9 protein-coding genes are annotated in these 11,904 nt (G+C 39.9%); 1 reads left to right on the top strand and 8 read right to left on the bottom strand.

From position 1 onward, the window contains the following. Nucleotides 1-162: 162 nt before the first annotated feature. The 3 genes from OWEHO_RS08345 to proC form a co-directional block, all read right to left on the bottom strand. The gene (locus OWEHO_RS08345; protein ID WP_014202039.1) at nt 163-1,362 is read right to left on the bottom strand and encodes a glutamate-5-semialdehyde dehydrogenase; all 1,200 of its coding nucleotides are present in this window, start codon (nt 1,360-1,362) and stop codon (nt 163-165) included. A 286-nt stretch (nt 1,363-1,648) separates the two neighbouring features. Continuing rightward, a complete protein-coding gene (gene proB, locus OWEHO_RS08340) occupies nt 1,649-2,434 on the bottom strand; it encodes a glutamate 5-kinase (RefSeq protein WP_014202037.1) in 786 nt (261 codons plus the stop codon). Nucleotides 2,435-2,437: 3 nt separating this feature from the next. Then, nucleotides 2,438-3,247: a pyrroline-5-carboxylate reductase gene (gene proC, locus OWEHO_RS08335; RefSeq protein ID WP_014202036.1), complete on the bottom strand. Its 810-nt coding sequence runs from the start codon at nt 3,245-3,247 to the stop codon at nt 2,438-2,440. Nucleotides 3,248-3,659: 412 nt separating this feature from the next. Between proC and OWEHO_RS08330 the strand changes: the two genes are divergently transcribed. Continuing rightward, entirely contained in the window at nt 3,660-7,517 is a 3,858-nt protein-coding gene (locus OWEHO_RS08330) for a CARDB domain-containing protein (protein ID WP_014202035.1), read from the top strand. A 24-nt stretch (nt 7,518-7,541) separates the two neighbouring features. Here the strand turns inward: OWEHO_RS08330 and OWEHO_RS08325 are convergent, their stop codons facing one another. From OWEHO_RS08325 to OWEHO_RS08300, 5 genes are all read right to left on the bottom strand, one after another. Beyond that, entirely contained in the window at nt 7,542-8,291 is a 750-nt protein-coding gene (locus OWEHO_RS08325) for an SDR family NAD(P)-dependent oxidoreductase (RefSeq protein WP_014202034.1), read from the bottom strand. A 142-nt stretch (nt 8,292-8,433) separates the two neighbouring features. Continuing rightward, a complete protein-coding gene (locus tag OWEHO_RS08315) occupies nt 8,434-9,129 on the bottom strand; it encodes a carboxypeptidase-like regulatory domain-containing protein (protein WP_014202033.1) in 696 nt (231 codons plus the stop codon). A 410-nt stretch (nt 9,130-9,539) separates the two neighbouring features. Next, nucleotides 9,540-10,550: a class 1 fructose-bisphosphatase gene (fbp, locus tag OWEHO_RS08310; RefSeq protein WP_014202032.1), complete on the bottom strand. Its 1,011-nt coding sequence runs from the start codon at nt 10,548-10,550 to the stop codon at nt 9,540-9,542. Nucleotides 10,551-10,728: 178 nt separating this feature from the next. Then, a complete protein-coding gene (locus tag OWEHO_RS08305) occupies nt 10,729-11,370 on the bottom strand; it encodes an O-methyltransferase (protein ID WP_014202031.1) in 642 nt (213 codons plus the stop codon). Between the two features lie 41 nt (nt 11,371-11,411). After that, entirely contained in the window at nt 11,412-11,897 is a 486-nt protein-coding gene (locus tag OWEHO_RS08300; protein ID WP_014202030.1) for an SRPBCC family protein, read from the bottom strand. Between the last annotated feature and the right edge of the window lie 7 nt (nt 11,898-11,904).

Below are 11,904 nucleotides of genomic sequence, written 5' to 3'. Positions count from 1 at the left end.
CGTTTCGCAAAAATCCTAAATTCTGAAGGAATAGAAAAGGTAAGTAGGAAGTATATATGCTTTTCAAAATTTGGCGCAAAACATTTCGACTTCGCTCAATGTGACCTTGCGAACTGGTTGTCACTTCGAGCGAAGTCGAGAAGCAAGAAATAGGGTTATATCCTATTCTCTTATCTGTCCATCTCCATGAACATAATATTTGTTAGTCACCAATTGCTTAAGGCCTAATGGTCCACGATGATGAAGTTTATCTGTGCTAATAGCCAACTCGGCACCAACGCCCATTGAGCCACCATCAGTAAAACGTGTGCTGGCATTGTGATACACCGCTGCGCTGTCTACCTGTTCCATAAAAGTTTCTGCGGTGCTGGCATCTTTTGTCATAATAGTGCTGGAGTGGCCACCGCTATTTTCGTTGATCAGATCAATGGCTTCATTGGGATTGCTCACTGAACCAACCACACTTTTAAGTGCTAAAAACTCTTCTTTCCAAATTGCCTTATCGGTGATGGTTTGCTCATCATTCAAGATGCCACTCACTTTATCATCTACCAATATTTCTACCTTATTTTCCTTCAGCACTTTTTGAAGTTCTTTCAGGTGACTTTCAAATTCAGGAAGGTTTTCATCCACCAAAATTTTGTCAAGTGCATTGCAGGCGGAAATCTTAGCTGTCTTTGCATTTACAATCACTTTAAGGGCTTGCTGCCAATCTGCATCCTTATGTACATAAAGGAAGTTGTTTCCTCTACCGCTCACCAGAACTGCGCATTTAGCGTGTTGTTTTACAAATTCTATCAATCGTTCGCCACCACGCGGAACAATCAAATCCAGCTTTTGGCTTGGGTTTCTTAAGAATTCCTGAGTTTCCTCACGATTCATCTGAAGCATCTGGATCCAGTCTTTATCAAGGCCATTTTCAGTAAGAGCTTCATGCCAGCATTCTACCAAAACAACATTGCTATGAAAGGCTTCTTTACCACCTTTTAGTAATATTTTGCTATTCGCCTTAAAGGCTAAAACTGCTGCTTCAATGGTAACATCGGGGCGAGACTCATAAATAATCATGATGGTGCCGAAAGGTGCTGTCTTATTGATGATGTTTAGGCCGTTTTCCAATTTTCTCTGTGAGATAACTTCTCCAACGGGATCATCCTGCTGCATCACTTCTTTTACAGCTGTGATCATACCATCAACCTTGGCTTCGTTTACGATCAGTCTGTCGTAAAGAGCCTGGTCGTTTTTGTCAAATGCGTCCAAATCCTTTTGATTGGCAGCTATAATGTCTTCACGTCTTTTGTCAAGAATATTCATCATAGACTGCAACACTTTGTTCTTAAGTTCAGTCTGTAATAATCTCATTTGTATCTTTTTTGATGTGGTCTTTTATTGCCACTGGTTTTATTTAATTTTTTAATGTTCATTTTGGCATTATGCGCAAAGTGCTTATGCTTTCGGTTGCACCTCAGGTGCCCCAAAACGAACTAAAAAGTCTAGGCTTGCAAGAAATGGATAACCTGCTTGTTACTCAGCTTAAGTTCGGCCGAGTGATCTCCTCAATCCTTAGGAGCTTCTCGGTCTCTCTAAAGATGAATTTAAATCAGAACATTTATTGCTTGAATGCCGATCCATCGGAACTTGCATTTTACTATGCTGTAAATCGGGTTCCCACTTCTTTGCCTTGCACTATATCCACAATTACATTTTCGCGTTTACCGTTGGCTATATAGGTAGGAATGTCTTTGGCAGCGGTACTTTTTGCAACACCTAGTTTGCTCTCCATTCCACCACGGCCTTCGCCTTCGCCTTTTTCACTTTCCTGAATGTATTGTTCTACATCTTGGTCAATTTGTACATGACGGATAATTTTTGAATCATCATGATCGGGATGACCGGTAAAAAGCCCATCTGTGTCCGTCAATAGGATGAGCATATCTGCATCAATCAATTCCGCCACCAGGCTGGCCAACTCGTCATTGTCTGAAAACATAGACATGGTAAGCGAAACGGCATCATCTTCATTTGCAATAGGAATTATCCCTTCGCTTAAAAGTGCTTCATAGCAGTTTATCATATTGTCACGGTGCTTACCTGGCGCAAAGTCACGCTTGGTGGCAAGTACTTGTGCACAGCGCATTCCATAATCATGAAAAATACTGTAGTAATGGCGCATCATTCGCGGTTGACCCACAGCAGAAAATACCTGTCTACGTGTGGTAGGATCTTGAATTTCGCTGTCACCCAACACTTCTTTTCCCGCAATAGCGGAACCTGAGGAAACTAAAACTGTAAGTACATCCTCTTCATAAAGCTTAGCAATTTGATGTACCAAACTTTTCAAAATGGGGCCTACAATGCGATTATCCTTGTTGGTCATTACATTGGTACCAACTTTTACCACTACTCTTTTCTTTTTGTCGCAATGTTCTGCCATGTCTTATACTGTTTCTTTTCCAAGTTCAACAGCGCGATTAAAGGCAGCATAAGCAGCTTCTTTAATCATTTCTTTCACGTTGTTATCTTCCATAGAATCCAAGGCTGCACGTGTAGTTCCTCCTTTAGAGGCCACTCTGTCCATCCATGAATTTGGTGAAAGGTTGTTACTATTAAAAAGCTCCACAGCACCTTCAAATGTTTGGCCCACCAATACTTTAGAGTCATGTTCGGAGAAGCCCATTTTAAGAGCTGCCTCAATCATACTTTGCATAAAGTAAAAGATGTAAGCAGGTCCGCTTCCTGAAATACCGGTAGAGGCATCAATATCATTTTCGGTATCCAGGCGTACCGTTTTACCGGTGGTGTTCAGGAGATTTTCAACTGTAAGAAGCTCCAGTCTGGAAACTTCTTCGGAAGCCGTGTAAGATGTAACTCCTTTTCCTACCTGCGCTGGTAGATTAGGCATGGCACGCACCACTTTGGTTACCCCCATGGATTCCTGCATAAACTTGATAGACACCCCTGCCATTATAGAAATGAAAACCTGCTCGGCATTCACCATGGATTTCATTTCGGCAAATAGGTCTTCACTGTGATATGGTTTTACGGCCACAAAAATGATGTCCGCTTTAGGAACGCAGGATTTTAAACTATCAAAAACTTCAAAATTTTTGCTCTTGCGCAGTTCCTTGATTTTTTCTGAATCGGTGTCCAAAATCATCAATTGGTTATTCTGGAGTAATTCCGACTTTGAAATTGCTTCAGCATAGGTTAAGCCCATGTTTCCGGCTCCTATGACTAATACTTTCATAGTATTGTTTTAAGTGAAATATTAATTTGTTTGGCTTAGCACCCATATAACTAATGGTTAATCAGCTATAAAGTTTGTAAGCTGCCATATAAGTTGCAAGCACCATGCGTCTTTGGCATCTTGTGATTTATTCCACCTTAACACACTGGGAAGCAGTGGTTTGTGGGTTTTGTGGGTAAAGATGTGCTATTTTAACAGAATGGAGAAGTCTGCAGAATATGCAGTAAAAAAGGACAAATAGGCGCAATTCGCGCAAATTCGGCAGAGAAAGTACTTATCGGAATGATTTTGGAATTTTCGCTAAAACTTTCAGTGTATAGTGATTGAGTTTGGTAATGTGATGACGTGAAGTCTGCTATTAAAATTTGTAAAATAATATAGTATTTTGCTACTGACTAATTGCAACTAACTCATGAAGAAATTTTTATCACTAATTATCACAGTATTTACATGCTCGTCCCTGTCTGGTCAGGGATTGCCTAATGTTTATGGAATTAACTCTGACGATACCTTGCGGTTATCTTTAGATTGTACTTCTTTAAGAATTAGTGCAGAAATTGGACACTCTAATCCAAGCACAAGTTATGTCTCAATAAAAACAAAATTTTTTATTTCCACTGATGGAATTCTGGATAGTACTGATCAACTTTTAGGAACTAAGAGTATAAGTACCAATGGTCCTGTAATAAATTGGAACCAAACTTTTACAGTGCCAACATTCACTACCCCAGGTTTCTATTATATCCTCCTACAGCATGATTATACGAATACAATTCAAGAATCTAACGAAACTGATAACCTGGGCCGAATCGTACTAATGCTTGAGCAAGTATTAACTCTTCCGCATTTTTGGGATTTTGAGACTTCAGATTCGTTGTGGTCCCTTGGTCAATCGTCTTCTTCAAATCCTCAAATGTGGGCTAGAGGTAGTGGTTATAGTCATCATCTTGAGGGGACGCACTCAGGCAAAAATGCATGGCACACAAGTAAGACGGTTGTTGCAAACTCTATTGGCGTCCAGTATCTTAATACTCCCTACTTTGATCTTTCAGCGGCTTCGGGAAATCTAATCCTAAACTTTTGGTTTAAAAACCACAGCAACTCAAATACAACTGAAATAGAATATAGTACGGATTGCGGAGTTTGGTGGAATTCATTAGCCAATATTCCAGCTGGACGAGATGATGACTGGGATTTTATGAATACTTCTCTATCTAGCCTTTCTAATGCTAATAATGTAAAATTCAGATTTAAGTTTAGTGCCGGTTATTATGATCCGGAAGGTTTAAATATTGATGATTTATATATTGGGCCGGCTAAAGCAGACCTTACACTTGAGCGAGGAAAAATGGATCGGTTCACAGATGTGGCATCTTCTACCTACACGCTTTCATACTACATAAATAATTGTGGTTCAGTTGCAGCTCCTGCTTCAATTTCGTCATTTTACTGGTCTACTGATACCATTCTGGATATGGGGGATACATATCTTCGAAGTGCAACAGAGGCTTTAGTGCCCGGCCTAACTGGTGTGTGGAGAAATGTAACGTTCACCAAGCCTACTAGCAATGCTGGCAAGTATTATGTCCTTTATAAATTAGATACTTCTAATGTAGTAAGTGAAATGAGGGAGTACAACAATGCCGGTTTTTTTGAGGTATATCAGCAGCCGGTACAAAGTATTCCATACAGCAATGATTTTGAATCGCAGAGCACGGGGTGGCGGCATGATGCTAGTTTGGGGACTGATGATTGGGAGCTAGGTGTGCCAAGCGGAAGTGTGTTAAATCAGGCCTTTTCCGGATCTAAAGCTTGGGTTACTAATAAAAATGGCCAAGTATCTCCAAAGAGTAGAATGCATCTTTATACTCCTGTTTATGACCTGACGACTAGCTCAGAGCCAGTGCTGTCATTTGATATGTTTTTGCATGGAGATGCTAATTGTGCTTGTTCTGAAGCCTCTACTAATTTGAGCTATTCAATTGATAGTGGAAAGACTTGGCAAATATTAGATACCGCTAGTCAATCTTTCAGCCGATGGTATTACAGAATGGATTATCAAGATTATGTTGGTACCGATAGGGTATGGGGTGGCAACTACTCGGAGCTGCTTTTTGATCTTACGGAAAGGGCTTTTGTAACGAAGCTCGAATATAACGGAAGGGATACCTATCGTAACACTCATTACTCTATTGATATAAGCCATTTGGCAAAGCACTCAAATATTCAGTTCCGATTTAACTTGGGAACACTTACCGGTGCAAACTCGCTTTACAATTTGGAGGGCGCTCTAATTGACAACTTTGCAATAGAAGAGGCGGATGTGGATTTGAAGGTAGCGCTCGATAAAAATTTGATGATAAGCAGAACGGCAGATTGGATTAAGTTCAATATGCTGATTTTTAATTCAGGAAACTCAAGAGCTAATCCAACTAAAGTGAGATTTCACCTTTCGGCAGATAGTATTTTGGATACCAACGATTTTATTGTTAATACAAAAGACATTCCAGCTATACGCCCCGATAAAGGGTATTACCTTACTGTAAGGGAGTTATTAAATACAGGTTTAGCGAGCTATGAGTATTTGCTTTATGAGCTTGATTCGAATGACTCTCTTGCTGAATACAATGAAAGTAATAATATAGGTGCATGGGCCTTAGGCAAAGGAGGAATTGATAGTTTTCCATATCAAGAAAATTTTAATGATTCTTTGACTGAAGGCTGGCATGAATATTCACTTGATCGGTATAACGTACTCCTTCAGGATCAGTTTCGATTTCGAAACAAGCTATCTCCTGGTGAGCCAGTTTATCAGTCAAAGCGTAAATCTGGGGAGATGTTTACTGATCAGGTAAACAATGTTGTATACATAAATCAAGTTCCATTCTGGCATTTGGAAACCCCAGGATTTGATTTTAGTCATCAACATAAAATCCATTTGTCATTTGATCTTCTTTGCACTGGCGTTATGCATGGTAATGATGCAGATGGTGGAACTTTGGAATACTCTACAAATGGAGGAGGAAACTTCACCTCTTTAACCGATCAGGCAGGTACCGCTCAGAATTGGTTTAATAATCAAAGCATGGATCAAGTAAATAATCAGCCAGGCTGGTCTGAAATGCCTCCCACCAATGGTTCGGCACCCCTTACCAATCGATGGATCGACATTAGTTTTTTACGTGGTGAGAAGAATGTGGTGTTTCGTTTTAAGTACAGAAGCAAATGGCATAATATGGGTCTGGGATTTGTACAAGGAATGCGTTTTGACAATTTTAGTATTACAGCCACCAGTCCTGATTATGTTGCGCTTGACTCCGCGGTCTCAATAAATGCTACTGTGGCACAAACAAATATTCAGGTAAACTACACCTTGAAAAATGAAGGTGACCTTAATGGTGGAAATACTAAATTGAAGTTTTTCTGGTCAGAGGATAGTCTGCTCGATCCTACAGATCTTCAGGTTCAAAATGTCAATGTGACCGCTATTTCTATGGGAGGTAGCCGAAGTGGTAATGTAATTATAAGCATCCCAAGCCCTTTGATTCAAAATGAGTATTACCTTTTCTATGTCTGCGATGCAGATTCTACTTTGGTGGAAAAAGATGAGTCAAATAACCTAGGTTCTTATAAAATCAATTTCCCACCATTCGCTGATTATTATGCTAAGTCTCCACTGGATTCAATCTCTGCGCAAATGTCCAAGCCGGATATTCAGGCTCCTTACTCGATAATAAATACCGGCTTGTTAGACGGTGAAGTGAGCGAAACTCGGTTTTTTTGGTCTACTGATAGCACTTTCGACTCAGGAGATATTTTTGTTCAATCAGTTCAGGAAAATATTATACTAGCAGGAGATACATTTTTAGGTATGCAGCAGGTTTTTTACCCCACTCCAATTTCTCAAAAGGACTATTACCTGTTTTATTTTACCGATGCTTTGGATAGCATTATCGAAGGGAATGAAGCAGATAATATTTCCCGTGTAATGATAAACTTTGACTATGGAGTGGGTATCGAGGAATCAGTATTGTCAGGGTTAGAGGTTTACGCTTTTGGGCATCAACTATTCATCAATTCTACGGCTCGTCTTTTTGGCTGTACACTCAAGCTGTATAGCTTGAATGGTCAAGTTTTGTGGCAGAAGAATGTGAGTTTAAATAAAGGTAACAACAGGGTCGATCTTCCGGAAAACCTTGCTTCAGCCATGTATGTAGTTGCATTGAGTAATGAAGCTGAATCGGTTAAAACAAAAGTGTTACTTGATTAAATTGTTGGGAAAAGGAAAACTATATCAGTGCTTTTTCACCGTTGTCGCATTAGCCTGAGCTGTAGGTAAAATTAAAACATCAGCAAGGTTAACATGAGCTGGGCGAGTAGCCATAAATAAAATCAGGTCAGCCAAATCTTCAGGTTTTAAAGCATCATAACCTTCATAAACCCCTGCGGATTTATCAGCATCACCTTTAAAACGGATTAGTGAAAACTCAGTTTCTACTAATCCTGGAGCGATTTGAGAAACCCTTATGTTGTATTCGTTGAGGTCAATTCGCATTCCATTATTGATAGCGTCAACGGCATATTTGCTGGCGCAATACACATTGCCATTGGGGTAAACCTCGCGGCCAGCAATGGAGCCAATATTAATAATGTGCCCAGTGTTGCGCTCTATCATATTAGGGATAATAGCCTTTGAGACATACAGCAAACCTTTCACATTAATATCAATCATGGCGTCCCAATCGTCAATTGAGCCATTTTGAATGGAAGCCAAACCATGCGCATTTCCGGCATTGTTTACCAAAAGATCGATGTTTCTCCAATCATTAGGCAAAGAATCGATGGCCTTAAAAACAGCGTCTTTCTCACGAACATCAAAACTAAGCGTATACACTTCTGTGAATGCCGCTAATTCGCCTTTCAATTCGTCCAAACGATCTTGCCTGCGGCCGCAAGCAATAATTCGATATCCACTTTTACCTAATAAAATAGCGGTTGCTTTTCCAATACCTGAAGTGGCGCCTGTGATAAATGCTGTTTTCATAAAGCTCAATTTGGCGATGAAATTACAGCATAATGTGGAGAAATTTGATGATGATGGATTAAGAAAAACAATCGCACCCTACAAGGCGAGGAGTGCGATTGCCACCAACATAAACAAAACACCATATATCTTTAGTTTGAGCTTAGTGCTGAAGTATCCATAGCTGTGATTTCCGACTTATGCCATCCGAAAAGTGAACGATATAGGTTGCAGCGGGTAAATGACTCAAGTTTGCTGAAATGTCATTTGGGTTATCAACGCTTATCTCTGACACAGATTGGCCATTCATATTTGTGATTAACACCTCACTTATTTCAGAGTCTGCCTTCAGGTTTAATTCTCCAGTGCTAGGGTTTGGGAAGATTGAGAAGCTTAATGGTATTATTTCTGAATCACTTAGGCCTGTACTTAAAATATTACCACATGATTTCCACCAGCACACTGTTCGAGTTATATCTATCACGGGTTGCTGGCAGGTAATTACACATTCAATCAACTCATAACTCCCTTCAATGAGAAGTATATTAAGCTTAGTTTTTTCTCCACTTTTAACTTTCACCTGTTTAAATACTTCTGTTTCATACCCGGCAAATGAAGCTTCAATGGTGTAGTGTCCAGGGGCGATAGGGTTGATGTTGAATTCTCCATCCAAATCTGAGACACCACCTGCTATTATGTTGCCTTTGATGTCTTTAATCACAACATTTACAAAGGGCAAAGTTTCCATATTTTCCAAATCAGAAACCACTCCTATTAATGCTCCAGCCTTTTCTTGAGCAAAACCTGGTTTTAGGCATAATACAGCCAGGCCGATAATCAGCAATTTAAGCGTCTTCATAATCTCCAAATTTTACGTTACTGAAATGGGAGTGTACTCCCGAGAACTAGCAGGCCTGCTAACAAAAAGTTGAATTCTATCCTTTAATTAAATAGAGACTAAAAAGTAGAAAGGGTTGCTTCAAAAAATGAAATATTATGCAAGCATAAGGAATTAGGAGTCTCTAATATGGGTGGCTAGTCTGAGTACCACGAAGAATGAGCGGTGTATCGAAGACTGTTTGAAGGTATGATGTCACCCTAGCCCTTCACCCTGCAGGGCAAGCTGATACAACCTTCATTCTGTCGGCCACTTAGGATAACAAAAGGGTATAGAAAACTTTAAATAAAGAAAAGGGCAAAAACAAAACGGGCTTGCAGTATAAAACCACAAGCCCGCAACTCATCATATTTTAAAAAGGGCTATGCCTTTTAGTCTCTGTATTGATCCATAAACTCTTCAGCTTTGGCTACCATAGTTTTGCTTCCACAGAAAAATGGTACACGCTCGTGAAGCTCAGTAGGGTCTAAATCCATAATACGGGTGTAACCATCGCTGGCGGCACCTCCCGCTTGCTCCATCAGGTAAGCCATTGGGTTGCATTCGTACAACAAGCGAAGTTTTCCTTTTGGAGCAGTGGTCCCTTTCGGGTAAATATAGACACCGCCTTTAAGTAGGTTTCGGTGAAAATCAGCTACCAAAGAACCAATGTATCTTGAAGTCAATGGACGATTGGTTGCCGGATCTAATTCCTGACACCATTTGATGTATTTTTTTACACCTTCAGGGAAGTGAACATAGTTTCCTTCGTTGATTGAGTAAATCTTTCCATCTTCCGGAATCTGCATCTTAGGGTGCGAAAGGAAGAACGAGCCAATACCCGGATCATAAGTGAAACCATTCACGCCATTACCAGTGGTAAATACTAACATGGTTGAGGTTCCATATGCCAAGTATCCGGCAGCAACCTGCTTATTGCCTGGCTGAAGAAAATCTTCTAATGTTACAGGGGTTCCTGGCTCTGAAATTCTGCGGTAAATGCTGAAAATTGTACCCACAGTTACGTTTACATCAATGTTTGAAGAACCATCTAGTGGATCAATTAGCACAACGTATTTGGCGTCTTTGTGAATATCTTCGTCAAAAGAAACATAGTCTTCCATCTCTTCAGAGGCAATACCACAAATCTCACCACGTGAGCGAAGTGTACTGATAAAAAGGTCATTGGCCAGTACGTCAAGCTTCATTTGCTCTTCGCCCTGTACATTGTCAGAACCAAATTTTCCAAGTATTTCGGCCAGTCCGGCTTTGTTGATTTCCTGGTTTACCATTTTCCCCGCAAGGCGGATAGAGCTCAAAAGTGCGCTCAGTTCACCTTTCGCGTATGGAAAGTCTTTTTGGTTGCCAATAATAAATTCACCGAGAGTGGTATGTCTTTGCATGATTTCTACGAATTATGAAGTGCGCAAAAGTATAGTTTACAAGGAAAAGGAAGGGGGTATTTCGGTAAAAAACAGGTTGAGACGTTGTTTTTTGATGATAATTGAGATTCCGGCTCTATGGCCGGAATGACTTGTTGAAAACATTCCGGGCGTAGGAACGGAGATCCGGAATCTCAAATCACTTCTTCCGAGCTATCATCAATCCATCACGTATGGGGAGTAATACGTTTTCTACTCTGGGGTCGTCTTGCATCTTTTTGTTAAAAACCAAAAGAGCTTCGGTATCGATATCCTGAGCTTTTAGTGGTTCAGTTACTTTGCCACTCCACAACACATTGTCAGCTATAATAAAGCCTCCCGTGCGAGTGTGCTCAATTACCAGGTCAAAATAGTTAGAATAATTTGCCTTGTCTGCATCTATAAAAACCATGTCCCAGGTTTCGTTTAAGCCTGGAATGATTTCCAATGCATCACCAACGTGCATTTTTATTTTACTCCCGTATTCCGATTTGTCGAAGTAAGATTTTGCAAAATCTTCCAACTCTTCATTGATGTCAATCGTGTGAAGAACTCCATCTTCGGTTAAGCCTTCGGCTAAGCAAAGGGCCGAATAACCAGTGTAGGTACCGATTTCCAACATACGTTTTGGTTTCAGCATGTGGCTAAACATACTCAAGGTTCTTCCTTGCAAATGACCGCTAAGCATCCTTGCTCTTAGTATTTTGGCTTGGGTGTCGCGGTTTAGATTTTCCAATATTTCACTTTCTGGTGAAGTGTGGTTTTCGGAATAGGTGTTTATTTTTTCGGGTAAGAAGTCCATAAAGAGGAGGTGTTTGTGGTTTGTTGTTTAGCAAGAATGAATCAGTCAAATTTAGTGCTTATTACTTTTTTCCATTTGCCTGATTCAGCAAAGTCCTTGATGGTTTGATTTCTCTTTTCTAAAAGTTTTGCCATGTACTTTTTTAAGAAAAGTTTATTGGCAATTTGCTCTAAAAACCCTAATGGTGATTCGAATTCGAAAATATCAATCATTATTGTGATTTTGTCTGAAATCGAGAAATGATGCTCATGGCGGAATTTTTTAAAAATCCCTTGTTTCATTTCATCCACAAAGTAATTAGGGTGATTGAACTCAGTTATATGAGAGGTTAAATTTTGATAAACCCCAAAGTGTTTTGCTCTCCAAGTAACAAACTCGTTTAGTTCAATTAAACCACTTGTTCTGCCAGCGATGGCAGTTTCATCGGTTTGTTCTGTCGATATTTTATGTAAATCAATGCTTCGTGAAAGGTCAAATACTATTTCTTTTCTTGCCTTGATTTCTGTTTTCAGTTCAATTCTAGGCAAGGGAGTT

The sequence above is a fragment of the Owenweeksia hongkongensis DSM 17368 genome, assembly GCF_000236705.1.
Lineage (GTDB): Bacteria > Bacteroidota > Bacteroidia > Flavobacteriales > Schleiferiaceae > Owenweeksia > Owenweeksia hongkongensis.
This window is presented reverse-complemented; position numbering and strand designations above follow the sequence as displayed.